General features: G+C 68.8%; 28 protein-coding genes and 2 pseudogenes. 8 read left to right on the plus strand and 22 right to left on the minus strand.

What is annotated here, in order from left to right; genetic code table 11:
- Nucleotides 1-77: 77 nt before the first annotated feature.
- The 7 genes from K2Y56_RS20580 to K2Y56_RS20610 are packed head-to-tail and all read right to left on the minus strand — an operon-like array spanning nt 78 to nt 6,622.
- Entirely contained in the window at nt 78-1,349 is a 1,272-nt protein-coding gene (locus tag K2Y56_RS20580; RefSeq protein WP_292512014.1) for a hypothetical protein, read from the minus strand.
- Nucleotides 1,343-2,260, minus strand: coding sequence for a tetratricopeptide repeat protein (locus tag K2Y56_RS20585; protein ID WP_292512017.1), 918 nt, complete (start codon nt 2,258-2,260; stop codon nt 1,343-1,345). Before K2Y56_RS20585 ends, K2Y56_RS20580 begins: the two co-directional genes overlap by 7 nt.
- The gene (locus K2Y56_RS20590; protein WP_292512020.1) at nt 2,260-3,189 is read right to left on the minus strand and encodes a vWA domain-containing protein; all 930 of its coding nucleotides are present in this window, start codon (nt 3,187-3,189) and stop codon (nt 2,260-2,262) included. The genes K2Y56_RS20585 and K2Y56_RS20590 overlap by 1 nt, the downstream gene beginning before the upstream one ends.
- Nucleotides 3,186-4,196 (minus strand): VWA domain-containing protein, encoded by a 1,011-nt coding sequence (locus K2Y56_RS20595; RefSeq protein ID WP_292512023.1) that lies wholly within the window; start codon nt 4,194-4,196, stop codon nt 3,186-3,188. Before K2Y56_RS20595 ends, K2Y56_RS20590 begins: the two co-directional genes overlap by 4 nt.
- 3 nt (nt 4,197-4,199) lie before the next feature.
- On the minus strand, nt 4,200-4,658 hold the full coding sequence (locus K2Y56_RS20600; RefSeq protein WP_292512026.1) for a DUF4381 family protein: 459 nt from the start codon (nt 4,656-4,658) through the stop codon (nt 4,200-4,202).
- Between the two features lie 12 nt (nt 4,659-4,670).
- Entirely contained in the window at nt 4,671-5,603 is a 933-nt protein-coding gene (locus tag K2Y56_RS20605) for a DUF58 domain-containing protein (RefSeq protein ID WP_292512029.1), read from the minus strand.
- A gap of 8 nt (nt 5,604-5,611) precedes the next feature.
- On the minus strand, nt 5,612-6,622 hold the full coding sequence (locus K2Y56_RS20610; protein WP_292512033.1) for an AAA family ATPase: 1,011 nt from the start codon (nt 6,620-6,622) through the stop codon (nt 5,612-5,614).
- A 317-nt stretch (nt 6,623-6,939) separates the two neighbouring features.
- Here K2Y56_RS20610 and K2Y56_RS20615 point away from each other — a divergent pair, with 317 nt between their 5' ends.
- Nucleotides 6,940-7,830, plus strand: coding sequence for an alpha/beta hydrolase (locus K2Y56_RS20615; protein WP_292512036.1), 891 nt, complete (start codon nt 6,940-6,942; stop codon nt 7,828-7,830).
- A gap of 4 nt (nt 7,831-7,834) precedes the next feature.
- Here the strand turns inward: K2Y56_RS20615 and K2Y56_RS20620 are convergent, their stop codons facing one another.
- Nucleotides 7,835-8,080: a hypothetical protein gene (locus K2Y56_RS20620; RefSeq protein ID WP_292512039.1), complete on the minus strand. Its 246-nt coding sequence runs from the start codon at nt 8,078-8,080 to the stop codon at nt 7,835-7,837.
- A 105-nt stretch (nt 8,081-8,185) separates the two neighbouring features.
- Here K2Y56_RS20620 and K2Y56_RS20625 point away from each other — a divergent pair, with 105 nt between their 5' ends.
- Both K2Y56_RS20625 and K2Y56_RS20630 read left to right on the plus strand, forming a co-directional pair.
- On the plus strand, nt 8,186-8,902 hold the full coding sequence (locus K2Y56_RS20625; protein WP_292512042.1) for an MgtC/SapB family protein: 717 nt from the start codon (nt 8,186-8,188) through the stop codon (nt 8,900-8,902).
- A 114-nt stretch (nt 8,903-9,016) separates the two neighbouring features.
- The gene (locus K2Y56_RS20630) at nt 9,017-9,703 is read left to right on the plus strand and encodes an SDR family oxidoreductase (RefSeq protein ID WP_292512045.1); all 687 of its coding nucleotides are present in this window, start codon (nt 9,017-9,019) and stop codon (nt 9,701-9,703) included.
- 7 nt (nt 9,704-9,710) lie between these two features.
- Here the strand turns inward: K2Y56_RS20630 and K2Y56_RS20635 are convergent, their stop codons facing one another.
- The gene (locus K2Y56_RS20635) at nt 9,711-10,064 is read right to left on the minus strand and encodes a hypothetical protein (protein WP_292512048.1); all 354 of its coding nucleotides are present in this window, start codon (nt 10,062-10,064) and stop codon (nt 9,711-9,713) included.
- A 248-nt stretch (nt 10,065-10,312) separates the two neighbouring features.
- On the opposite strand from K2Y56_RS20635, the gene K2Y56_RS20640 reads away from it, so the two are divergent.
- Nucleotides 10,313-11,221, plus strand: a complete 909-nt coding sequence (locus K2Y56_RS20640; RefSeq protein ID WP_292512051.1) for an NlpC/P60 family protein — start codon at nt 10,313-10,315, stop codon at nt 11,219-11,221.
- On the opposite strand, the gene K2Y56_RS20645 is transcribed toward K2Y56_RS20640, so the two are convergent.
- The 4 genes from K2Y56_RS20645 to K2Y56_RS20660 all read right to left on the minus strand — a co-directional run bounded on the left by K2Y56_RS20645 (nt 11,199) and on the right by K2Y56_RS20660 (nt 14,076).
- A complete protein-coding gene (locus K2Y56_RS20645; RefSeq protein ID WP_292512054.1) occupies nt 11,199-11,663 on the minus strand; it encodes a low molecular weight phosphatase family protein in 465 nt (154 codons plus the stop codon). The genes K2Y56_RS20640 and K2Y56_RS20645 overlap by 23 nt on opposite strands.
- Before the next feature lie 145 nt (nt 11,664-11,808).
- A complete protein-coding gene (locus tag K2Y56_RS20650; protein WP_292512057.1) occupies nt 11,809-12,309 on the minus strand; it encodes a UPF0262 family protein in 501 nt (166 codons plus the stop codon).
- Nucleotides 12,310-12,316: 7 nt separating this feature from the next.
- Nucleotides 12,317-13,612, minus strand: a complete 1,296-nt coding sequence (gene hisD / locus K2Y56_RS20655; RefSeq protein WP_292512061.1) for a histidinol dehydrogenase — start codon at nt 13,610-13,612, stop codon at nt 12,317-12,319.
- A complete protein-coding gene (locus K2Y56_RS20660; RefSeq protein WP_292512115.1) occupies nt 13,609-14,076 on the minus strand; it encodes a DUF2948 family protein in 468 nt (155 codons plus the stop codon). Before K2Y56_RS20660 ends, hisD begins: the two co-directional genes overlap by 4 nt.
- 194 nt (nt 14,077-14,270) lie before the next feature.
- On the opposite strand from K2Y56_RS20660, the gene K2Y56_RS20665 reads away from it, so the two are divergent.
- Nucleotides 14,271-14,579, plus strand: coding sequence for a hypothetical protein (locus tag K2Y56_RS20665; RefSeq protein ID WP_292512118.1), 309 nt, complete (start codon nt 14,271-14,273; stop codon nt 14,577-14,579).
- Between the two features lie 97 nt (nt 14,580-14,676).
- On the opposite strand, the gene K2Y56_RS20670 is transcribed toward K2Y56_RS20665, so the two are convergent.
- The 7 genes and pseudogenes from K2Y56_RS20670 to K2Y56_RS20700 all read right to left on the minus strand — a co-directional run bounded on the left by K2Y56_RS20670 (nt 14,677) and on the right by K2Y56_RS20700 (nt 19,021).
- A complete protein-coding gene (locus tag K2Y56_RS20670; RefSeq protein WP_292512064.1) occupies nt 14,677-14,814 on the minus strand; it encodes a hypothetical protein in 138 nt (45 codons plus the stop codon).
- 81 nt (nt 14,815-14,895) lie between these two features.
- Nucleotides 14,896-15,216 (minus strand): hypothetical protein, encoded by a 321-nt coding sequence (locus tag K2Y56_RS20675; RefSeq protein ID WP_292512067.1) that lies wholly within the window; start codon nt 15,214-15,216, stop codon nt 14,896-14,898.
- A gap of 174 nt (nt 15,217-15,390) precedes the next feature.
- Nucleotides 15,391-16,269, minus strand: coding sequence for an alpha/beta hydrolase (locus K2Y56_RS20680; RefSeq protein WP_292512070.1), 879 nt, complete (start codon nt 16,267-16,269; stop codon nt 15,391-15,393).
- Between the two features lie 44 nt (nt 16,270-16,313).
- Nucleotides 16,314-17,156 carry a 2,3,4,5-tetrahydropyridine-2,6-dicarboxylate N-succinyltransferase gene (gene dapD, locus K2Y56_RS20685; protein WP_292512073.1) on the minus strand — a complete coding sequence of 281 codons (843 nt, stop codon included), beginning with the start codon at nt 17,154-17,156 and terminating at the stop codon, nt 16,314-16,316.
- Nucleotides 17,157-17,294: 138 nt separating this feature from the next.
- Nucleotides 17,295-17,605: pseudogene (locus tag K2Y56_RS20690) on the minus strand (LLM class flavin-dependent oxidoreductase); the annotation flags it as partial.
- 20 nt (nt 17,606-17,625) lie between these two features.
- On the minus strand, nt 17,626-18,111 hold the full coding sequence (locus K2Y56_RS20695; protein ID WP_292512075.1) for a Crp/Fnr family transcriptional regulator: 486 nt from the start codon (nt 18,109-18,111) through the stop codon (nt 17,626-17,628).
- Nucleotides 18,112-18,334: 223 nt separating this feature from the next.
- Complete coding sequence (locus K2Y56_RS20700) at nt 18,335-19,021, minus strand: response regulator transcription factor (RefSeq protein ID WP_292512120.1); 687 nt, start codon at nt 19,019-19,021, stop codon at nt 18,335-18,337.
- Between the two features lie 343 nt (nt 19,022-19,364).
- Here K2Y56_RS20700 and K2Y56_RS20705 point away from each other — a divergent pair, with 343 nt between their 5' ends.
- Entirely contained in the window at nt 19,365-19,949 is a 585-nt protein-coding gene (locus tag K2Y56_RS20705; protein WP_292512077.1) for a L,D-transpeptidase family protein, read from the plus strand.
- A gap of 6 nt (nt 19,950-19,955) precedes the next feature.
- On the opposite strand, the gene K2Y56_RS20710 is transcribed toward K2Y56_RS20705, so the two are convergent.
- Nucleotides 19,956-21,239: an MFS transporter gene (locus K2Y56_RS20710; protein ID WP_292512081.1), complete on the minus strand. Its 1,284-nt coding sequence runs from the start codon at nt 21,237-21,239 to the stop codon at nt 19,956-19,958.
- A 157-nt stretch (nt 21,240-21,396) separates the two neighbouring features.
- Here K2Y56_RS20710 and K2Y56_RS20715 point away from each other — a divergent pair, with 157 nt between their 5' ends.
- Nucleotides 21,397-21,987, plus strand: a complete 591-nt coding sequence (locus tag K2Y56_RS20715; RefSeq protein WP_292512084.1) for a GNAT family protein — start codon at nt 21,397-21,399, stop codon at nt 21,985-21,987.
- A 76-nt stretch (nt 21,988-22,063) separates the two neighbouring features.
- Nucleotides 22,064-22,498 (plus strand): annotated as a pseudogene (locus tag K2Y56_RS20720) (hypothetical protein); the annotation flags it as partial.
- 111 nt (nt 22,499-22,609) lie between these two features.
- Here the strand turns inward: K2Y56_RS20720 and K2Y56_RS20725 are convergent.
- Complete coding sequence (locus K2Y56_RS20725; protein WP_292512122.1) at nt 22,610-24,238, minus strand: isovaleryl-CoA dehydrogenase; 1,629 nt, start codon at nt 24,236-24,238, stop codon at nt 22,610-22,612.
- Between the last annotated feature and the right edge of the window lie 28 nt (nt 24,239-24,266).

Raw genomic sequence — 24,266 nt, forward strand, 5'->3', positions numbered from 1 at the left:
GTCCTCGGGCAGGCGGCAGAAGCGCCCTGTTCGCTGGTCGCGAGAGGCTAGGTGCTCATGGTAAACGCTGTGTTAATTCAGGCGCCTCGTCCATCCAGGGGGGCCAGGCGCTCCGCTTGTGTCCGGGTTGCCACCGCCATCCGTACCGGTCGGCTGAGCCTCATCGCGAGATCCTTGAGGTCGAGGGTGGCTTGCCCGCGACCGTAGACGGCCTCGTCGAGAGTTGAGAGACGCGGTGCGATCGCCGGGTCGGCCTGCCAATGGTCACCGAGTTCCGGCAGGCGCTGCAGGGCCGTTCCGAGAACGGCGCGAAATCCTGCGGCGTTCCGGGTATCGGCCGCAAGCCGCAGCGATCGGCGCGCTGCCCGATCGAGGCGCAGCACCCGGCTTCGCCGCCCGCCGAAGCCCACGAGGGCGAGGCCTAGCCCGAACGACAGCAGGGCCGCCGCCCCCATCATCACCGGAGAGACAGGCGCGACGGTCTTGGCGTCCTCCTCGCGATCGAGCAGCCCGCCACCGATCTGGCGGGCCGGGATCTCGGCCTCGCGCATCGTGCGTGAGACGGTGTCGAACCAGGGGATGATAATGGCATTGAGCGGGATGATCTCGGGTACGCCGGCCTGCACGTCCCACTGATAGGTCGCCCGCGCCACCGGCCCGCTCGGGGTGATGCTGGTCTCGCGCGTCACCGGTCCGGCGAAGGTGAGGATGCCGCGCGTGCGCATCACCGGGCGGGGAGGGAGGCCCTCGGCGATCATGCCCTGCGCCTCGATGGTGACGATGCGGCGGGCGGACTCGCCGAGCTTGATCGTCTCCGGGTCGGGGCTCCAGGAATCCGTGATGGTCACGTCCTTGGCCGGCAGCCACCAGGGCTCCTTCACGTCGGGGCCTCCGCCCTCCTTGGTCCATTGCGCCACCGAGAGCGGGATCGCAGGCGAGCGCACGTCGACCACCTTGCGCACCCCCTCGTCGTTGACGGTGAGGCGATGGATGAAGGGCTCGATGGTGAAGTCGCCCGCATGATGCGGGAAGATCGCCACGACCCGGTCGAACGCGATGGCGGTAGGGCCCTCGGGCAGTCGCGTCTTGGTCCAGGTGTCACGGCCGAGTTGCGTCCAGCTGAAATTGGCCAGCGAGGGCTGGATCACCTCCTCGAGCAGGATCTGCTGGCGATAGACCCCATGGATGCGCAGCAGCACCATCTCGCGCGAGAAGGGCGCGGCATTGCCATTGCGCTCGGCCGTGACCGTGAAGGTGAGGTCGCCGGGGCCGATCTCGGCTCGGACGGGGAGGGCGAGGAGGATCGCCACGATGGCGGCAGCCGCATGTCGAACCACGCCGATCACCATGGGTTGCTCCCCGCCGGCACCGCCGTGCCGGCCTCGATGCGGACGGTCTGCTCGGCCTTGAGGCGGAGCTTGAGGTAGCGGCCGGGATCGTCCGGCAGGGTCTGGAGCCAGAGCTTGTCGGGCCGGATCTCGTGCGCCTCGAAGCTCTTCGTCACCCGGCGCACCTCCTTCTCGGGAGCCGCCGCCACCATGGCGGAGCCCGCGCCGGTACGGCCGCGGCCGGCCGCGTCGCTCGCCGAGCCGCGCGCTTCGCCCTTGCCGGAATCGACCGACGCCTGCTCGGCCCTGCCGCGCCGGGCGACCTTGCTGTTGCCCGGCGTCGACGAGGTCGTGCCGCCCTCCTTGTTGCCGGCGAGGCCCTCGCCGCTCGACGTCGACCGGGTGTTGTCGTCCGGGTCCTGGTTGGCGGTCTTGTTGTAGCGGGCCCCCGTGGTCGCGGTGGCGTTGGCGATGCCGCCGCCCTTGCCCGGATCCTTCTCGTCCTCGATCAGGCGGGCGATCAGCGAGCGGTTCGCCTGCGCGTCGGCATCGCGCGGGTTGTAGCTCAGGGCCTCGTCATAGGCCGCTATCGCCGCTTCCAGGTCGCCGGATCGCGCCAGCGCGTTGCCGAGGTTGTAGGCCGAGCGCTTGCCGCCCTTGGCGAAGATCTCGATCGCTTCGCCATAGCGCCCCGCTTCGTAGAGGGCAGGTCCGCGCCAGGCCGGATCGGTCAGGATCGCGGCCGCCGCACCCGGCAGGCCGAGGCTCATCAGCAGGCGCCCGGCCGCGATCCGCGGCTGTGACACCATCAGGAGGCCGACGAGCCCGATCGCCGCCAGGGCGATGCCGGCGAAACGCGCCCATTGCCTCCAGCCGATGGCCGTCCACCCTGGGGGTATCCTCAACGTCGCCGCGCTGCCGATCATCGCCATCAGGCACTCCTGCGGAACAGAGCGAGGGCTGGCAGCAGCGCCAGCAGGATCAGCCAGCGCCCGACCTCCGCGAAGGCGAGCACGCTGTAGCCGCTCGCCGCGAGGTGTTGGGCCGTGCTGGCGCCGACCCGGTCGAGCACCGCGCCGGGCTGCGCGATGTCGGCCGTCACGCCGCCTCCAGCGGCCACGAGGCGGTCGAGGGAGGTCCGGTCCGGTTTCGGCGATCCCGAGGGCAGGGGCTTCGTCGAGGGAACGAAGATCCCGCTCAGGTTCCAGCCCTTGGCCCGGATGGCATTCGCTTCTCGGATCGCCGCCTCCCCGATCCCGTCGCCATCGGTGATGAGGACGACGTCACCGGCGATGACACCAGCTTCCTCCAGCGTTCGCCGCGCCATGGCGAGCCCACGCTCGGGATGGCTGCCGCGGTCCGGCACCGTGTCGGCATCCACCGCGAAGAGGGTCGAACCCAGCGCGTCGCGATCGGTGGTCGGAGGTATGGCGAGGTACGCGTCGCCGGCAAAGAGGATCACGGCGACGCTCCTTGTGCCGGCGGCCTCCGCCACGGCCTGCGCGATCTGGCGGGCCTCCTTGAAGCTCCCGCCCTCCGCGACCGACCGCGAGACGTCGAGGACGGCCACCGTGGCGTCGAGGTTGCGGAAGGTGGTCGCATCCGGGCGCTCGAAGGCGGGGCCGGTGAGCGCAAGGGCGATGAGGATGGCCGTGATCGCGGCGGCGATGTTGGCCTGGCGCCGGCCTCCAAGCACCGACCCGCGCCGGGCCAGGAGCGCCATCAGGGCCGGGTCGACGGCCTTAGCCCAGTCCCCGAGCGGCGCCGAGCGCCAGGCGGCTCGGAGCGCCAGGAACGCCGCCACCGGCAGGGCCGCGAGCCACCAGGGCCGCAACAGGGCGAAGGCCGCCAACGCGCTCATGCCACCCGCCTTGCCGCTAAAAGCCCGGCGGCGCAGAGCAGCGCGAAGGCCGCGGGCCAGGGCCAGAGGTGGCGCCGCAGCGGCACCGGAGGCGCCTTGGCACGGCCGCCCTCGAGGGTGTCGATGGCGTCGGCGACCGCGACGAGGTCGTCGGTCGTCTTCACCCGGAAGGCCTTGCCGCCGCTGATCTCGGCGACGTCGCGAAGGGTCTCGGTATCGACCACGTCCTGCTCGCCATCCGCATTCGCGAGATCGCGTGGCCCCAGCGCCAGGGTGTGGACCTTGACCCCGAGATCGCGGGCGAGCTCGGCGACGTCGCGCGGGGTGGTCTGCCCGGCATTGTTGGCCCCGTCGGTCATCAGCACCACCACCTTGGAGGTGGCAGGCGGCCCTTCGGGCTCGTTCGGATTCTGCGGCACGAGGCGCTTGAGGGCGAGACCGAGGCCGTCGCCGATGCCGGTGGAGCGGCCGACGAGGCCGATCGTGGCATCGTCCAGCGCCCGCGCCACCGTGGCGGTGTCGAAGCTCGGGCTCGCGGCGACGTAGGATTCGTTGGCGAAGATGACGAGGCCGATGCGGTCGCCGGCCCGGCGCCGGATGAAATCGGTGCCGACCTTCTTGACCGCGGCGAGGCGCGAGACGGTCTCGCCGTTGAGCGAGAAGTCGCGCCGCTCCATGCTGCCGGAGAGATCCATCACCAGCATGATCTCGCGGCCCGAGGAGGGCAGTGCGAGGGCCGGCAGGACGAGGCGCGGGCCGGCGAGCGCCGCCACGAGTCCGATCCAGAGCGCCCATGTCAGGACGGTCCTGGCCCGGCCGCGGGCCGCGACGCTGTCGCCGCGGGCGGCATCGGCCACCACGGAGGCCGGGACGCGCAAGGCGCCGCTTGAACCAGCCCGCTCGGCCGGCATCAGCCGGGCCGCCAGAAGCGGCAGCGGCAGGAGCAGCAGCGCGTAGGGGCTCGCGAGATCGAAGGCCGAGACGAAGGCGGAGAACCAGGCCGGCATCGCTCAGGCCTTGATCCGTGTCAGGAGGCGGCCGAGTTCCGCATCGATCGCCGCCGGATCGGCGGGCTCGCGCCGGTAGAGGCCCTCGCCGAGGACCCGGCCGGCTCCCTGGCTGAAGAAGGTCGTCGCGAAGATCCGGTCGAGGGTCGCCGACCATTCCGCGCCCTTGGCGTCGGCCGCCCCCTCGCCCCGCATCGTGCGCACCAGCCGGCGCAGCAGCCGAGCCTGGGCGACGAGCCGCGCCTCGGCCGGCAGGCCCCGTGCGGCGGCGAGCTCGTCGAGGGCGATGCGCCGGAGACTCGCCGAGCGGCGGCGGCGCCACCAGGCGATTGCGGCGACCAGGAGGGCGGCGAGGAAGCCGAGCGCGATGGCGAGGGCGATCTCGCCCTGGACCGCGCCGGCTGACCCGGTCGGCAGGTGGATGCCGCGCAGGTTTTCGAGGCCGATCGGTGCCTGCGTCACCGGCACGCCTCCTCAAAGAACCGCATCGAGACGCTCCATCAGGGGCGCGTAGGATTCGGGGCCTGCCTCCACGTCGAGCCGCAGGCCCTCGATGCCGCGGCGGGCGTAGTCGGCAAGGCGCTCGTCGATGCCGGGCTCGGTGGGCTTTGCCGAGCGGGCCGCCTGAACCGTGCCGCGCCGGCCGTCGGGCGTCGCGAACGGATAGAAGCCCGGCGGCCTTCGGCGTTCGAAGGCGTCGCTCACCAGAATCAAGCGGATCGAGAGGCGCTCGGCCAGCACCGTGAGCAGCCGGTCGAAATCCTCGCCGGGCGCATCGAGAGCGCTGCCGATGACGAGGTGCCCGCCAGAGGGCAGCAGGCCCTGGGCGAGTGTGAGGAGCGGCGTCAGAGGAGGGTCGCCGTTCCCCGTGAGGTCGAGTGCCGCCGCATGGGCCTGCGCCATGGCGCCGGTCACCGCCGTCATCGCCCGTTCGCCACCGGCCGGCCGGACAACCACGGGCTCGGTGCCGGAGGCAGCCACGAGTCCGACACGACCGCCATCGCCGACGATGCGCCAGCCGAGCAGCACCAGCGCCTCGGCCGCCGCCACCGAGCGCAGGGCCCGGCGCGTGCCGAACAGCATGGAGGGCCGGAAATCGGCGAGCAGCACCACGGCGCGGTCGCGCTCGTCGTGATGGGTCCGCACATGCAGGATGCCGGTGCGCGCGGTGGCGTTGCGGTCGATGTGGCGGCGATCGTCGCCCTCCGACCAGAGCCGGACGTCGTCGGGCTCCGAGCCGCGCCCGCGCCGGCGTGTGACGATGCCGCCCGGCAGGCCCGCCAGGGTGCGGGTGGCCGGCGAGACGCCCCGCCGCGCAAGGTGGCGCAGCCCCATCAGGACCTCGCCGGAGAGGTGGATGCCGGGATGGGTGTCGTTGGCGTGATCGGGCGCGGCCGTGGATGCCATGGCGAGGCTCAGAGCGCCCGCACCCGCTGGACCAGCCCCTGGATGATCTTTCGCGAGGTCTGACCCTCGGCGGCGGCCCGCCAGGTCAGGCCGATGCGGTGGGCGAGGGCGTCTGCGGCGAGATCGGCGACATCCTCCGGGATGACGTGGTCGCGGCCGTGGAGATAGGCTCGCGCCTTGCCTGCGAGCATCAGCGCGAGGGTGCCACGCGGCGAGGCCGGGTGCTCGATCGCCGCGCGCAGGTCCGGCGCCGCCGCATCGGTACGGGTACCGGCGACGAGCCTGACGAGATAATCCTTGAGGGCCGGCGAGACGTAGACGTCGAGTGCCGCCTCGCGGGCCGCCCGAATCTCCTCCACGGAAAGCTTCACCGGCATCGCCTCGGCATGGTGGTTCAACTCGCCCTCGACGAGGTCGAGGATGCGCCGCTCGGAGGCCTCGTCCGGCATCTCGACGACGAAATGGAGGAGGAAGCGGTCGAGCTGGGCCTCGGGCAGCGGGAAGGTGCCCGCATGCTCGATCGGGTTTTGAGTCGCCACCACCATGAAGGGATCGGGCAGGGGATGAGTGATGCCCGCCACGGTGATCTGGCCCTCGGCCATGGATTCGAGGAGGGCGGACTGGACCTTGGGCGGGGCGCGGTTGACCTCGTCGACGAGGATAAGCGAGTGGAACAGCGGGCCGGCCAGGAACTCGAAGGTCCCGGCATCCTGGCGCCAGACCGTGGTGCCGGTCAGATCCGCCGGCATCAGGTCGGGGGTGCATTGAATGCGGGCGAAGCTGCCGTCGAGCCCGTCCGACAGGCGCTTGACCGCGCGGGTCTTGGCGAGCCCGGGCGCGCCCTCGATGAGGAGGTGGCCGCCGGTGAGGAGGCCGATCAGCAGGCGTTCGACGAGGCCGGTGCAGCCGATCAGCCCGTGTTCGAGGCCATCGCGCAAAGCAAGGATGCGACCACGCAGGGCGGCATCGACCGCGCGGGCGGGTGCTGTCGGACGCTCGGCCAGGGCGGCGCCGCTCACGAGCACCGATCCGCGATGATGGCTCTGATGGTCGTGTTCATCACAAGCGTCTCCTCGATCGGGGTTCTTAGTCGACCCTCATGTTTCCGGGTGTGCCTGCCCCTCGGGGGCTCCGTCAATCCCGCTTGCGCGCGATCGAAGCGCGTCGGTCATTTTGCCCGCCAGAGCATGATGCGGGAAAACGGAATCCGGTTTCACGAAAACATCATGCGGAAGTGAAGACCTCGAGCCTGCTGCTGTTTTCTCGGAAAAGCAGCAGGCTCCGGCGGGATCGATGCCGAAGACTGCGGCTTGATCCGGATCGGGGAGGAGGATGGATGAACGCGGATCTGTTTCCGGGCTTTGCCTCGCGCTGGATCGACACGCCGGACGGCCGCTTCTTTGCCAGGATCGGCGGCCCCGAGGAAGCGCCCCCGCTGCTTCTGCTGCACGGCTTCCCGCAGACCCATGCCTGCTGGCACCGGATCGCGCCGGCCCTCGCGAAGACCCACCGCGTCGTCTGCCTCGACCTGAAGGGCTATGGCTGGTCGCAGGCGCCCGTGGGCGATGGCCTGGCCTATTCCAAGCGCGTCATGGCGCGGGAGGTCGTGGCGATCATGGAGCGCCTCGGCCACGTCCATTTCGCCCTCGCCGGCCATGATCGCGGCGCCCGTGTCGGCTATCGTCTCGCCCTCGACGAGCCCGGCCGCATCGCGCGCCTCGTCCTCCTCGATATCCTGCCGACACTGGTGCAATGGCAGCGGATCGAGGCGCGCCCGAGCGCCTTCTCGCACTGGCGGTTCCTTGCCAGCCAAGACGCTGAGGCTACGATCGGGCGCGACCCCATCACGTACTACGAGGGGCTGCTGCGCGACTGGTCCGGTTCCAAGAGCCTCGACCCCTTCGATCCGCGCGCCCTCCACCTCTATCGCCAGAGCTGGAACGAGCCCTCGCGCATCCGGGCGTCCTGCGAGGATTACCGCGCCGGTGCGACGCATGACCGGACGGCCGACGAGGAGGACTTGTCCGCCGGCAGGACCATCTCCTGCCCGGTCCTGATCCTCACCGGCGACAGCTATCTCGATCAGACCGAAGAGACGGCGCTCGCCGCCTGGACACGCACCTTCGCGCCAGGCGCGGTCGGCACGCAGGTCGCCTCGGGCCATTTCCTCGCAGAAGAGAACCCGGCCGCGACGCTCGACGCCTCGACCGGATTCCTGCGCAGCTGAAGCCTCAGGGCTTCGGCGTCATGCCGTGGTGACCGTGACCCGACGAGCCCATCGCCATCTTGCCGCAGCAGCAGGAGTTCTTGGCCGATTTTCGCATCGACGAGGCAGGCTTCTTCATGTCCATCCTGGCCTCCTTGCCGCACATCATGCCCTTGCCGCCGCAGCAGCTCATGGCCGATGAGCTCATGGCCGATGCCGGAGCGAGACCGAGGCCGAGAAGCGCGACGGTGACGACGAGAAATGTCTTCATGGGGGTTCGATCCTGGCTCAAAGATGCGCCGGCCCGTGCGCCAACTTGGCTTTTCATCTAGGGGAACGTCACCCTGACGTCACCGGCAATCGTGAAGGAGGCGGGATGACGAGCCTGATGCCATCCGCCCTCCCCGAGACCCTCAATTCCACCCTCAGCCTACTCGTCGCCTTCGGCCTCGGCACATTGATCGGGGCCGAGCGCCAGTATCGCCAGCGCACGGCGGGCCTGCGCACCAACGTCCTCGTGGCTCTGGGGGCGGCCGCCTTCGTCGATCTCGGCATGCGGCTCGAAGGCTCGAAGGGCGCGGTGAGCACCGTCGCCTACGTGATCTCCGGGGTTGGCTTCCTTGGGGCCGGCGTGATCATGAAGGAGGGCATGAACGTGCGCGGCCTCAACACCGCCGCCACGCTCTGGTGCTCGGCCGCCGTCGGTGCCTTCGCGGGCGCCGACCTGCCGGTCGAGGCCGTCCTCGTCACCGGCGCGGTGCTCGCCGGCAACACCCTGCTCCGGCCGCTCGTCAACGCCATCAACCGCGTCCCCATCGACGAGAGCCAGACAGAAGCGACCTACGAGGTCCAGGTCACGGTGGCGGCCGAGGGCGCCGGCCCCGCCCGCGACCTCCTGGTCGAGCGCCTGGAGGCGGCGCACTACCCCGTCGGCGGGATCGAGGTGGTGGAGCGCGGCGAGGACACCGTCGAGGTGGTGGCGACCCTGGTGGCGACGGCGGTCGAGGCGCGCGAACTCGACGCCGTGGTCGCCGAGCTCGAACGCGCCAAGGGGATCGGCCACGCGACCTGGACGGTGCAGACCGCCGACTGAGCGCCGGTGCGCCGCCGCACCTGCCTCGCGCGATGCGGCGTTGCCGGCACCCCGAGGGTGCCCGACTTCAGCCTGAGTCGGGACCTTGAACCCGGCTCCCCAAGGATACCTCCCATGGCCAACGCCCCGAAATCCGCCCTCATCGTCGGCGCCTCGCGCGGCCTCGGTCTCGGCCTCGTCGAGACCTTTCTGCAGCGCGGCTGGTCCGTCACCGCGACCCAGCGCTCGCCCTCGAAGGGCCTTTCGGCCATCGCCTCCGACGCCCTCGACGTCGAGACCGCCGACATCGACGACGACGCTTCCGTCGCCGCCCTGCACGACCGGCTCTCCGGCCGACACTTCGACCTCGTCTTCGTCGTCGCCGGCGTCGCGACGCAGGCCCACGACCCGCTGCACGAGGTCCCCCGCGAGGTTGCCGCCCAGGTCTATCTCACCAATGCGATCAGCCCGGTGCGCTTCGCCGAGACGTTTCGCGATACGCTCGCGCCCGGCGGACTCCTCGCCTTCATGAGCTCGGTGCTCGGCAGCGTCGCCCTCAACGAGAGCGGCGGCTGGGAGAACTACCGCGCCAGCAAGGCGGCCCTGAACACCCTCGTGCGCAGCTTCGCCCTGCGGCACGCCGAGGACGGCTTCGCAACCGTGCTGATGCATCCGGGCTGGGTCCGCACCGAGATGGGCGGGCAGGAGGCCGATCTCGACATCGCCACCAGCGTCACCGGCATGGCGGATGCGATCGAGGCCCGGCTCGGCCAGGGCGGCTGCGTCTACATCGACTACAAGGGCGAGACGCTGGCCTGGTGACCGGGTCTTAGCGCCGCGGGTCGAGGGGACGGCCGCGGCGTTCGACGATCACCGGCGGCCGGGTGCGGCGCTCGACGATGACCGTGCGCGGCGGGCGGTTCTGGGTACCGGTGCTCAGGATGCGCTCCGGCTGCCGCTCGGGCTTGGCCTTCGAGGCCGCGATGACGTGCGGGCGAACCTCGTCGAGGGACAGGCCGATCAGGCCGGCGGCGATCTCGACCTGCTGCTCGACCTCGTCGGCGAGATCCTGCGCGGCCGCCACGGCCTCGGGAATCGTGGGCGGCTCGCGGCGGACCCGAATCGGCGGAAGATCCTGGAACGACTTCGGGGATTTCTTCACGGCACGGCTCGCACTCATCATGGCCTTGAGCCTACTACGTCTCGGCCGTTTTGTGCATTGCACACGATGCACGCGGCCCCTCCGCATCGTGGTTTATGCCCGGCCACTGACTCGTTTCACGGCACCTATCGGGCAAGCCCGCTCTTCGGCAGGGCAGGCCGGCCGGACCATGGCGCCACTTTAGGCACAAACCTGCGTCGCCGTGTCGCGAGTTGTTCGACACCTCAAGGCCGGTTGCCGAGGCCGCGCCGGTCACGGATAGTCGCGCCATGGCCTTCGATCCCCTGACCACCACCGACCGACGCCTCATGGTCGCCCGGCCCGATCTCGCCGATAGCCGGTTGCGCGGCCGGGTCGAGGCTGCCCGCTACGTCGAGGGCGAGCCACGCCGTGTCGTCGCCGGCTCCGCTCCCTTGAGGCGGGGCCCCGGCCGGGATGCCGGGCTCGATACCGAGGCGCAGATGGGCGAGCCGGTCACGCTCTACGAGGAGTGGGAGGGCTTCTCCTTCGTCCAGCTCGGCACCGACGGTTATGTCGGTTACCTGCCGAGCGCCGCTTTGGGAGCGATGGACCCGGCGCCGACTCACCGAGTCGCGGCGCTTCGAACCTTCGCCTATCCGGCTCCCGACCTGAAGCGGCCGATCCTCGGCCAACTTGGGCTCGGCGCGACGATCGCGGTGGCAGGGGAGGAGGGCGAGTATCTTCGGCTTGCCGGCGGGATCTCGTCGGACGGCATCTTCATCCGGGAGGCTTTCGTCCATGCCGGCCATTGCGTGCCGCTGGAGCGCGTCGCCCCGGATTTCGTCGGCACCGCCGAGCGCCTCGTCGGAACGCCCTATCTCTGGGGCGGGCGTACGAGCCTCGGTCTCGATTGCTCCGGTCTCGTCCAGCTCTGCCTGTCGATGGCGGGCATCGTTTGCCTGCGCGACGCGGACCAGCAGGAAGCCAGCCTCGGCACCGCGCTCCCTCTCGACCTCACCGCCCTGACCCGCGGCGACCTCGTGTTCTGGCGCGGCCATGTCGGGATGATGCTGGATGGCAAGACCCTGATCCACGCCAACGGCCACCACATGGCCGTGACGGTGGAGCCCCTGATGATTGCGGTCGCCCGCATCCTGGAGAAAAGCTACGGCCCGGTGACCTCGCTGAGGCGCCTCACCCCTTCAGCCTGGTCTTGATGCGGAAGATCAGGCCGTCGCGCAGGTCGCGATAGGCGTCGAGGCGCTGGTCGCGGGAGGCTTCCTGCAGGATCGTCGGATCGGAGGTCGGCCAGTACTCGACGTCGACGGCGTTGGTGCGGGTGAGCTCGAGGGCCGCGTGATGGGCTTCGGGCGCCAGGGTGACGATGAGGTCGAAGTTCAGCCCTTCCCACTCCTCGAGCTGTTCGAGTGTGCGCGGCTTGTGGCGCGAGGCATCGATGCCGATCTCTTCGAGGGCCGCGATCATGAAGGGATCGGCGGGCTCGCCCTCCCGCACGCCAGCGGATTGGACATAGGTCGACTTGCCGAAATAGTGGCGCGCGATCGCCTCCGCCGCCAGCGAGCGGACCGCGTTGAAGTTGCACATGAACAGCACCGACTGCACGCGCTTCTTCCTTGCCGGGCCGACCTCCTCCGCCATCCGTTCACTGACCTCGGTCCCGGTGGAAGGGGGCGGCTCTCCATAACCCACGAACCCCGACGGTTGCCGCGGGTGCAAAGCGCGACCGCGCGCCGCCACGCCTGTGGCGGATGCCCTCGACCGGGTCCGGTCGAGGGCCACTCATTCAAGCCTTCCAGTGCAAGGCGAAGACCAGGGTGAAGAGGCGCCGTGCCGTGTCGTGGTCGAGATCGACTTTGCCTTCGAGTCGCTGCCTGAGGAGCTCGGAGGCCTCGTTGTGCAGGCCGCGCCGGCCCATGTCGATCGCCTCGATCTGGGTCGGCGAGGCGGTCTTGATGGCGTTGTAGTAGCTCTCGCAGATCATCTCGTAATCGCGGATCACCCGGCGGAACGGGGTCAGCGACAGGAGGTGGGTCATCACCGGCTCGCCGCCCTGGCGGGCGATCGCGAAGGACAGCTTGTTTTCGACGAGGCCGAGGTTGAGGGCGTAGGGGCCCTCCCTGCCGGGGATCGAGAAGTGGTTCTCTTCCAGGATGTCGAAGATCGCGATGGCGCGCTCGTGCTCCTGGTCCCGGTTGCCGCGTCCGATCGAATCCTCGTCGAGGGTCACGGCCGCGAGGCGGTGGCAGGACTTGGTGTCCTTGGCGTCCTTCAGCTCGTCCGGCATCGCCGCCTCACAGGTTCAGACGGATGGCGACGGAGCGGGCATGGCCATCGAGGCCTTCCGAGCGCCCAAGGGCGATGGCGGCCGGCCCGAGCGCGCGCAGCGAATCCGGATCGCAGCGCAGGATGGTGGTCCGCTTCATGAAGTCGAGGACGCCGAGGCCCGAGGAGAACCGGGCCGAGCGTGCCGTCGGCAGCACGTGGTTGGGGCCGCCGACATAATCGCCGATGGCCTCCGGCGTATGGCTGCCGAGGAAGATCGCGCCCGCGTTGCGGATCTTCCTCGACAAGCCTTCCGCGTCCGCCGTCTCGATCTCGAGATGTTCGGGGGCGAGTCGGTCGACGAGCGGCACCGCCTCGTCGAAATCGCGCACGACGACGATGGCGCCGTAATCGCGCCAGCTCGCGCTCGCGATCTCGGCCCTCGGCAGGGTCGCGAGAGCGCGCTCCACCGCTTCTTCGACTGCCTCCGCGAGTTCTGGAGAGTCGGTGATCAGAATCGCCTGGGCGGCGACGTCGTGCTCGGCCTGGGCAAGGAGGTCGGCGGCGACCCAATCCGGATTGGCATGGGAATCGGCGAGGATCAGCACCTCGGAGGGGCCGGCGATCATGTCGATGCCGACCTGCCCGAAGACCCGGCGCTTGGCTGCCGCCACCCAGGCATTGCCCGGCCCGACGATCTTTGCGACGGGGGCGATCGTCGCCGTCCCGTAGGCGAGGGCCGCCACCGCCTGGGCGCCGCCGACGCGGTAGATCTCGTCGACGCCCGACAGCTTCGCCGCGGCGAGCACCAGCGGGTTCATCTGGCCTTCGGGCATCGGCACGACCATGACGACGCGCGGCACGCCGGCGACGCGGGCGGGCACCGCGTTCATCAGGACCGAGGACGGGTAGCTCGCGGTGCCGCCGGGGACGTAGAGCCCGACCGATTCGAGCGCCGTCCAGCGCCAGCCCGAGGTGACGCCGAGATCGTCGGTGGAGAGGTGGTCCTCGGGAACCTGGCGGCGGTGAAAGGTCTCGATGCGCGAGGCGGCGAGCTTGAGCGCGTCGAGGGCCTCGGCGGGACAGGCGGCGATCGCTGCCTCGACCTCGTCCTCGGTGACACGCAAGGAGGAGACGCCGAAACTCTCGCCGAGCCGGTCGAAACGCCGCGTGTAATCCACGAGGGCCTCGTCTGCGCCCTCGATCACGCCCCTGATGATGCCCCGCACGGTCTCGTCGACATCCTCCGAGATCTCGCGCTTGACGCTGAGCAAGCGCGCGAAATTCTCCGCGAAGCCGGGCTCACGCGAATCGAGGCGGATCATGGGTTGCGTCCTTCGATGACGGCGCGGCCGGCTTCCGCTGCCGCGTGGTCGGGGCGTCCCTCCGCCTCCCAGACCGGGCCGAGATCCTTCATCTGCACCTCGATGCATTCGAGGTCGAGCTGGATCGCCGCGCCTCCGGCGAAAACCAGGGTGGCCGTACCCGACGGGGCTTCGCCCGGCTCGAAGGTGATGGCCAGAAGTTCGAGGACCGCATCGGAGTTCGCACCAGGGGTGATCCCCCGGCTTCGCACCGCCAGCACGCGTTCGAAATGGATACCGGCCAGACGGCGGCGCGGGGCTTCGCCTTCGGCCGCCGACCAGTCGAACCGGCGCGCGACGAGCACGAAGCGTTGCGACGGGGCGAGATAGGCGAGATCGCCCGCCCGCAGGATCGCATCCTGAAGATGGGCTGAGATGACGGCGAGGTCCTCGGCATCGAGGGCCGCGAGCTTGAGAAGCTCCATGGCGGGGGCGTCGCGTTCCGGCTGGGCGCCCCGTCGGGCGCTTGTCAGGGTTCGGCCGTAGGTAGCGAGGCCGCCGGCCCACGGCAACTGTGACGCCCGCTCACGCCGTACATCTCAGACGCCGTTCATGTCGGTTTTGCTACCGAATGAGTCCATTGCGACGGTAAGAACGACTGGAGACGACGGTGAAGCGCATCATCCTGGCAGGAGCGGTTGCTCTGACAGCCGCCCTGACCCTCGGCACGGCCTTCGAGGCTCAGGCCCAGTACGATCGCGGCGATGATGACGACAGGCCCCGCCGCTACCAGCGCGGCTATGACGAGGATCGCTACGAGCGGCGTCGGTATCGTGAGGATCGCCATGAGCGTGGCGGCGGCTTGCCGGCCGGTCGTGTCTGCGTCACCGCCCGCGGCAATTGCATGGCTCGGCCGGCCCCCTACAACGCGCCCTGCGGCTGTGAAGTGCCCGGCTTCGGCTTCAAGCGCGGCGCTATCGGCGGATAAGCCTTCAGCTTGCTATCTGCGGTCCGAGGGCATCGTCGGGCCCACGGATCGCTTGGTTGCGCCGAGCCCACTCGAAGGGGCCTGGTTCCGCCTCGCATCATTGCGGCGGTAGTGGCGCTGGTATCGAGACGAAGTAGATCGTGTAAGCCACGAGGGCGAGGAACAGCAGCCCGGCCGCAATCAGGCCGTAGCGGTTCGTCCGCACCGGGCTCGGCTTGTCATCGACTGGTGCCACGAGAGATCGCTCCTCTGTCCGTCGGACGACTGACGCCGCCTCGCACGTGATGGGCTGTTTCAGCTCTCCTCGATGCTCCCCTCAACCCTTGTTCTGGCTGGCGAGGCTGCTCTCGTCTCCCGACATGTCGGTCTTCGGGCTGGCGAGGCCCGTGGTGTTTCCCGATGCCACGTGTTCGATCTCGTCGACGGGAAGCTCACGATTCGCGGCATGGTCGTGGTACTGCTCGGTCTGCACCGTCTTGCTGTCGAGGCCGCGCTGGTCGCCGTGCCGCGACTTGTCGCGGTTGCTCAGCACCATGTTCTCTTCGAGGATTCCCTCGGGCAGATCGGTCATCGCGCCCGTTCCGGTGCCCTTGCCCTGCGCGCCGGGACCCATGGAATGTCGGTCGGCCTTGGCCATGAATCGTCTCCTTCTTCCGCGAGACGCCTATGGACGTCCTCGCCTATGAGGGAATGATGAGTGTTCCGACAACTCGCGCCGCGAGGTGTTGTTTCGGGACGCTAAGCCCGTCCAAACGCTGAGGCGCCGTTCGTTTGCCGGCAGACAGTCGCGCAGGCCTACCGTCTGCTCGCCTCAGATCCAGGCCCTGATCGCCTCGGCGACTTCCCCGGCATATTCCTCGTGAGCGCTGAGCGCGCCCGGGACAGACTCGCGGCTGACGCGGCCGGTGGCGACGAGGGCATCCATCTCGGCGCCTGAGCGCCGCGGTGCGCGCTCGGGCCGCAGCACCAGGATGGGCGGCAGGCCGGGGGCGGCGAAGAGGGACAGGAACTCCTCGCGGCTCTGGCATGGGTCGAGCCCGCCGGTCACGAAGGCGGCGGTGCCGAAGCGGCCGCCGATCTGGCGCGTCACGGCGTGCTTGTCGGCGATCACCCCCGGCGTGACATGGTCGGGGTCGGCATAGACATGCGCCCGCATCATCCGGCCGATCACCGGGCGGCTGATGTTGATCCGGTAGAGGGCATCGCCGAGGAGCGGCAGCTCCACCGCCCGGCGTAGGGCCTTGAACAACCCGCTTCGCTCCCGCCCCATCGCCGTCGGCAGCGGCCCGCGCCAGGTCGGCGCGACGAGGACGAGTGCCTTGAACAAGCCCTGGTGCCGGCGTGCGGCGGCGATGAGATAGGGGGCTGCGTGCCCTGCCGCGACGGCGATGGCGTAGGGTCCGGGCTTCGTGACGAACAACGCGTCGAGGAAGGCGTGCATCGTCTCCGGATGCATCGGCACGCGCACGCGCGCCTGGTTGCCGAATCCCGGCCAGTCCGGGATCAGGCAGCGGAAGTCGCGGCCCAGATCCTTGGCCAGCGGCCGCATCTCCGACCGGGCCGAGATCGACGACAGAGCCGGCAGCATGAGCGCATCCGGCCCGCTGCCGACCACGTCGCAGGGCATGGATATCGGCCGCCCGCCGACGGTCAGACTGAAGTTGCGCGCGGAAAGAACCGGATCGACCATGCCAGTATCGTATCCGGTCGCAGGCGGTTCCGGGAAGCCGTCCTTCAGGTCCGGAGAAGCTCGTTGATCGCGGTCTTTGCGCGCGTCCCGGCATCGACGCGCTTGACGATGACGGCGCAGTAGAGGCCCGGCCCCGGCGAGCCGTCGGGCAGCTTCTTGCCCGGCATCGTGCCCGAGACCACCACCGAATAGGGCGGCACCCGGCCGTAGAAGACCTCGCCGGTGGCGCGGTCGACGATCTTGGTCGAGGCGCCGATATAGACGCCCATCGACAGGACGCTGCCCTCGCCGACGACGACGCCCTCGACTACCTCGGAGCGCGCGCCGATGAAGCAATTGTCCTCGATGATGGTCGGACTCGCCTGCATGGGCTCGAGCACGCCCCCGATCCCGACGCCGCCCGAAAGGTGCACGTGCTTGCCGATCTGCGCGCAGGAGCCGACGCTCGCCCAGGTATCCACCATCGTGCCCTCGTCGACATAGGCGCCGAGATTGACGAAGGACGGCATCAGGACGACGCCCGAGGCGATGTAGGCGCCGCGGCGCGCGATGGCGCCCGGAACCGCCCGCAGGCCCGCCTCGCGGAAGTGCTTCTTCTTCCAGCCGTCGAACTTCGAGGGCACCTTGTCCCACCAGTTCGCCCCGTCCGGGCCGCCATGGATCACTTCCATGTCGTTGAGGCGGAAGGAGAGGAGCACCGCCTTCTTGAGCCACTGGTTGACCTGCCACTCCTCGCCGGCCTTCTCGGCGACGCGGGCCTTGCCGGAATCGAGGAGTTCGAGGGCCGTCTCGACAGCCTCGCGCACGGCGCCCTTGGTGCCGGAATCGATGGTCGCCCTATCCTCCCAGGCGGTCTCGATGGTCTGGGCGAGGTCGGCGTGTGACATGTGAGCTTCCGGTGGCGAACGACGCGGCCGTGCTTACAAAAGCCGTCCCGCCCTGTCACCTCGTCGCATACGCTCTCGGCCCCAGACATGAAAGGGCGGGGCGCTCGCGGCCATTTGCACGGGCTGGGCGTCGACGACGATCCGAGCCTTGATGCCCAACGGCATGTTGCCGTTGGTGACGTACCCGTCGGAGACGCGGGCTGGCATCTTGCGGGCTGGCCGCAACGAGCCGCCCTGGAAGATCTCAGGCTGCGGTCGGCCGGCTTCGGCTCCATAGTGCAGTTGGGCGTACCGGTCGCTGTCGCCGGGGAATGTGACATCGTCCTGCCTCCAGATGCCTCCCAGAAACCGGATGAACTCTCCGGAGCGGGGTAGCGCTCATCGTGGTCGAGGCAAGGCTCGCCGATGGCGCGGAACTCGCCCGCGAACAGGTTGACGGCGATGCGTCCACCGGGAGCTGCCTGAGGTGCTACGACGCTCGATTCCGCTTGGCGGCCGCGATCTCGATGGCATCCAGCTTGCTCCGAACTCCGTCGAGGCTGGCGACGAACGCCGCAAGGTCGTCGGCGAGGGTGGCGCGGATCGCCTCCGCCGCGTCGGGAAACTCCTCGAGCACGCGGCGCATCAGGGTAGGGCTGATTCGCATGACCTCCGCCGCGGTCTTGGCGCGGGCCTCGGTCGGGCGAGCTTCGCGCAGGAAAAGGGCGAGCTGCCCGATCAGGCCGGAGCGGCCGATCGTGACGGGCTCGCCATCCGTCTGGCGCGGAACGAGTTCGATCGTGCCCGCCATCACGACGAAGCCACCATCGGCCCGCTCATCGCGGGAGAACAGAACGTCGCCCTCCGCAAGGCTGCGCCTCTCGGCGGCGAAGGAGAGAAGACGCAGGGCGTCGCGGCTCATGAACCCGAATAGGGGCGCAGCGGCCAGGATGGCGATGTCGTCGTCGAGCCCCAATGCCTTCCCGGTCCCTGTCCCGATCGGTCTGCCGAAGATTCGTTCTGGATGAGATATCCAGAACGCTGCTCTAGCATCTTATGCTTGCATCGGGTCACTCCAAAAGCCGTCGAGCGCCGCTTTGAAGGATCCTTCCGCTGGACCTCCCTTGGGTCACGTTCCTCAGGTCACGTTCCTCCGGATCGCATCCTCTTTGCAGCGCCTCCTCCGGCTCCCGCCCCGATCAGGGCAACAGCTTGTAGCCGCCGGACTCAGTCACCAGGATCGCCGCCAGCGCCGGATTCGGCTCGATCTTCTGGCGCAGCCGGTAGATATGCGTCTCAAGCGTATGGGTCGTCACCTGGGCGTTGTAGCCCCAGACTTCGGCGAGAAGCGTCTCGCGGCCCACGACCTCGCGACCGGCGCGGTAGAGGAAGCGCAGGATCGCGGTCTCCTTTTCCGTGAGCTTCATCTTCGAGCCGCGCTCGCCGACGAGAAGTTTCGCGCCGGGCCGGAAGATGTAGGGGCCGATCTGAAAGACCGCGTCCTCGCTGGCCTCGTGACTGCGCAGATGCGCGCGGATCCGCGCGAGCAGGACCGCGAACTTGAATGGCTTCGTCACGTAATCGTTGGCGCCGGCCTCGAGACCCTCGACGGTGTCCTCTTCGGAGGCTTGTCCGGTGAGCATGATCACCGGGCCGCGATAGCCGCTCCGGCGCATGGCGCGCACCGCCTCACGCCCATCCATGTCGGGCAGGCGCACGTCCATCACCGCGAGGTCGATGCGGTCGGTGGTAACCCGCGTGATGGCGGAGGCGCCATCGGACTCGGGCAGGACGATGAACTCGTCGTAAAGATCGAGCTGTTCCGTCAGCGTCTCGCGCAGGGAGACATCGTCGTCGCAAACCAGCAGGCGATAGGCATTCGGCATGGGCGGGAACACTCTCAGGCGCATGATGTGTGGTCCGTGGAGGGCAACCCGGCAAGCCACCCGCCGCAGGATCGCCCAGCCGAGACGAGGGTCCGCATGCACCGCGTTCCGTCGGCCCGAGTCGATGGGTGCCGATCCTTCTTCCCCAAGGCACCCACGCTATCTAGGTAGGGCAATTCACCTATGAGGAAATCGTGTCGGCTCATCGAGAAAAGGTGATTGCACACAATCTGTCGCTCCCGCGCGAGACCCCTTACGTAAGACGGTCGCGAAAAGTTTCAGGTGTGTGTCAGCACCGCGATCGCTCTGGCTCCTCCCGCCTTTTCCGGCCATAGACCGGCCTATGCCGCACCCCCTCGCCGCCGGACGGTCCCATAAGCCCAGCCGCGAACGCAAGCGCAAGACGTTCCCCGTCCTTCGGGTCCGGCCCCTCATCGCCGACGCGCGGCGCGGCCAACTGATCGCCGGTCCCCTCGTCATTCGCTGCGCGCTCGGCCGAAGCGGCATCGCCACCGTCAAGCGCGAAGGCGACGGTGCCTCCCCGCGTGGGCTGTTCCGCCTTCGGGAGGTGTTCTACCGGCCGGATCACCTCACCGCGCGCCCTCCCACGGGCTTGCCGATCCGAGCGACGCGACCGTACGACGGCTGGTGCGATGCGCCCTTGCACCGGCGATACAACCGACCGGTGACGCTGCCTTGCCCAGGCATGAGCGCCGAGGAGATGTGGCGCGGCGACGGCCTCTACGACCTCGTCGTCGACATCGACTACAATCGCGGGCCGATCCGGCCCGGACGCGGCTCCGCCATCTTCCTGCACGTCGCCCGGCCCGGCTATCCGCCGACCGAAGGCTGCGTCGCCCTCGCGCGCTCCGACCTGTTGCGGCTCCTGCGAAGGCTCGGGCCGCGCACCCGCCTGCGCATCGGGTGACGACGTTCAGCGGGTCGCGAGAGCCGGCCGCCTCAGCGTCATGATCGCGGCGGCCGCGAATAGGCATAGGGCACCCGCGGTGAAGAAGGCCGGCAGATAGCTAGCGAGCACGTCCCGCGACAGTCCGGCGCCGTAGGCGGCGCACGCCGCGCCGAGCTGATGCCCGGCGAAGATCCAGCCGAAGACCAGGGTGGCGCGCTCGCGCCCGAACCGGGCCGCGGTGAGGCGCACCGTCGGCGGCACCGTGGCGATCCAGTCGAGGCCATAGAGCAGGGCGAAGAACGAGAGCCCGACCATGGAGAAGTCGGAGAAGGGCAGGCACATCAGCGCGATGCCGCGCAGGGCGTAATACCAGAACAGGAGCCAGCGGTTGTCGTAGCGGTCCGAGAGCCAGCCCGAGGCCACTGTGCCGATGAAGTCGAAGGCGCCCATGGCGGCGAGAACGCCGGCAGCCTGAACTGGCCCGATTCCGTAATCGGCGCAGAGCGGGATGAAATGGGTCTGGATCAGCCCGTTGGTGCTGGCGCCGCAGATGAAGAAGGTCCCGAACAGGATCCAGAACACCCGCGTCGCCGCGGCCTCGCGCAAGGCAGCGATGGCGCCGCCTGCACTCGGGGGAGGGGGCAGAGGCGCCCCCGTCGTCGCCACCTCGCCATAGGGGAGGAGCCCGAGATCCTCGGGCCGGTCGCGCATCAGGGCGAGGACGCTGAGCCCCGTGACGACGAGGAGGGCGCAGACGACGAGGAGCGCGGCGCGCCAACCGAGCGCTTCGGTCAGCGCCGCGAGCGCCGGCAGCACGATGAGCTGCCCGGTGGCGGAGCTCGCGGTCAGGAGCCCGACGACGAGGCCGCGGCGATGGGTGAACCAGCGCGTCGCCACCGTGGCCCCGAGCACGAGGGCGGTGAGCCCGGTCCCGACGCCGACCACCACGCCCCAGAGGAGGACGAGCTGCCAGGCCGATGTCATGCCGAGCGACAGGAGAAGACCGCCCGTGATGAGGAGGAGGGCGCAGAGCACGATCCGGCGCGGGCCGTAGCGGTTCATCAGGGCGGCGGCGAACGGCCCCATCAGCCCGAACAAGACGAGGCGGATGGCGAGCGCGCCCGAGATGGTCGCGGTGTCCCAGCCGAATTCCCGCTGCAGCGGCAGGATCAGGACCCCCGGCGCGCCGACCGCACCCGCGGTCACCAGCATCGTCAGGAAGGTGACGCCCGCCACCACCCAGCCGTAATGAACGCCGTGCGAGGCCATCCACGCGACGAGGCCTGTCGAAGGGGAAGCGGTGGGCATGGGATGGAGGCCTCGCATCGCCTTGGCGGCTCTCCGGCGCCCGCAAGGTCGGCTTCGGGCATAGGCGTGAGGGTGATGTCCCGGCAAGCCCATGCGCGGCTCGGCTTCCCACGGCGTTCCGGATAAGCTCAGGGGGCTGTTTCGCGAGGGTGCGCCGATGTCGTTGAAGCCCGTCACCCTTACGGGGGGATACGTCGAACTCGTGCCGCTGTCGCATGACCATGGCAAGGCCCTCGCCGAGGCCGTGCGCGACGGCGAGCTCTGGCGGCTCTGGTACACCGCTATTCCGGCGCCGGAGGGGATGGCAGCCGAGATCGACCGCCGCCTCGGCCTCCAGGCAGCAGGCTCCATGATGCCCTTCACCGTCCTCGACGGTCCGGGCGGCCTGCCCGTTGGCATGACCACCTATATGAACGTCGATGCCGCCGCGCCGCGGGTGGAGATCGGATCGACCTGGTACGCCGCCCGCGTCCAGCGCACGCTCCTCAACACCGAGGCCAAGCTCCTCTTGCTGGAGCATGCCTTCGACCGGCTCGATTGCCTCGCCGTGGAGTTTCGCACCCACGTCATGAACCAGGCGAGCCGGCGTGCCATCGAGCGCCTCGGTGCCAAGCTCGACGGCATCCTGCGCCACCACCAGCGCATGACGAACGGCACGCTGCGCGACACCTGCGTCTACAGCGTCACGGCGCCCGAATGGCCGACGGTGCACGCGCATCTGAGATGGGAGCTGGAGAGGCCGCGGTGAGGGGGCGCTGACGTCGCCGCCGCGCCCGCTTGCGACCCTTAGCAAGCCTGGGGTCGTCCGCTTTCAGGGACTTGGCCGAACAGCCCACGCTGCCGAGGAGGACCGAGGGACGTGAAGGCGTCGCGCGAAGCCGGGTTCGAGGGTCGACTCATTCCCGATCCTGCTCGCCTCGTGTTCCTCGACGAACCGACGGGCAGCGCGAAGCAGCAAGACCTGGACCTCGACCGAAATGGCCCCTGTGGGCGGGCGCTCTCCCCCTGGGCAGGCGACTGCGCTCGCCAGTGCCGCATGGTCATTGGAAGACGACGACCTTCGTCGCCAGCTTGCTCCTGTCCGGGGTCGCCGCGCCGTTCGTGCTGGACGGGCCGGCCAACCAAGATATCGAGGCGCTGAAGCGCAAGGCCGCCCCGCGCAGCGTCGAGGGGCTTTGGTCTCCCATCGGGCGCCCATCGACGCTGTCACACCCGATGAATACGCAGCAGTCATTGTCAACATCAGGATATCATTCTAATGATCCCGAAAACGCTCCAGGGCTTAAAGATGAGTATAACAGATAACTAAGCAGCGAGTTGCGCCAGTATGCAACTCAGCGTCATTCTAGACATCAAGTATCTTCGGTCGATCAATCAAATACGGTTGCCCGGTCAATCAGCTTGCCGATCGGCGCTTCAGGATCGAGGGTGCCAAGCGCGATACCATGGCTCCCGCCCAATCGCGACCGACAAAAAGCTTTCGCGATTTCGATGTCTCCGCCCTCCTTACAGGCCCGCAGCAGAACTGAAGCCTGTAGCGCAAGGGCGAGCTGTTCGACGACGAAGCGGATCCGGTGCTCGATTGTCGTGGCGTCATCGAGGGCGCAGACAAGCCGTCGGAGCACGGCGTCATACTCAGGATCGAGCCCTGAAGCGCTCCGGAGTTCAGAGAACAGCGCGTCGCGAGACGCCGGCTCACGCGCCAGTGCGCGCAACACATCAAGGCATTGAACGTTACCGCTGCCCTCCCAGATAGAATTGAGGGGTGCCTGACGGTAGAGGCGCGGCATGATCGACTCCTCAACGTAGCCGATGCCTCCCAGACATTCCTGCGCCTCGTTGACGTGCGACGGCGTCCGTTTGCAGATCCAATATTTGCCGATTGCGGTGGCGACCCGTGCAAGCGCCGCCTCGTGTTGATCTTTCGCGCTCGCGTCGACCGCACGGGCGATACGCATCGTGAGCGCCAGTGCCGCCTCGCTCTCCAGCGCGAGATCAGCCAGCACGTTGCGCATCAGAGGCTGATCAACGAGACGTTTGCCGAATGCTCGGCGATTGCGCGTGTGGTGGATTGCCTGGATCGTCGCCTGCCGCATCTGTGCCGACGATCCGATCATGCAGTCGAGGCGGGTGAGCGACACCATCTCGATGATCGTCGAGATGCCTCGGCCTTCCCTGCCTACGGGCATACCGTGAGCGCCGCGGAACTCGACCTCCGACGATGCATTGGACCAGTCTCCCAGCTTGTCCTTCAAACGCTGGATCTCAACGGCGTTCTTGCTGCCGTCAGGGCGGAACCGCGGGACCAGGAAGCAGGACAAGCCGCCTTCGGCCTGCGCAAGAACGAGGTGGGCGTCGCACATGGGCGCCGAGAAGAACCACTTATGACCTACGATCTCGTAGCTACCATCCGCTAGACGGGTTGCCCGCGTGGTGTTCGCCCGCACGTCGGAGCCGCCCTGCTTCTCCGTCATCCCCATGCCGATGGTGCAGCCCGACTTTTCCTCCATCGGAATGCTGCGAGGATCGTAGTGCTGCGAGATGAGCTTGGGGATCCACTTCTCGGCGAGGCCGGGCGCGTGGCGAAGCGCCGGGATGGCCGCATGGGTCATCGACATGGGGCAGCAAATGCCGGCGTCGGCCTGTGTCCCAAGATACATGATCGCCGCACGTGCGACATGCGCACCGACCCGGTTTTGATTGCGCCAAGCGAAGCCGTTCACGCCGTGCCGCATCGCCGCCTCCATCAGGCGATGGTAGGATGGATGGAATTCGACTTCGTCGGTTCGGCGCCCGTAGCGATCAAAAGTCTTGAGCCTTGGCTTGTTCTCGTTCGCCGCAAAGCCCTCTGCCACCAGCTCGCCGCCAGTCAGCGCCCCATAAGCATCGATGGCGCCGGACGCCCACGAGGCTCCCTCGCGCGCGACGGCCTCACGAAGTGCCGTGTCGCTGCTCCAGCCATTATAGGCTGACAAAGAGGACGGCTGGTTCTCTACAATGTGGGTCGCAAAGCCATCAGGTCAAAAC

It is taken from the genome of Methylobacterium sp. (assembly GCF_019745455.1).
GTDB lineage: Bacteria > Pseudomonadota > Alphaproteobacteria > Rhizobiales > Beijerinckiaceae > Methylobacterium.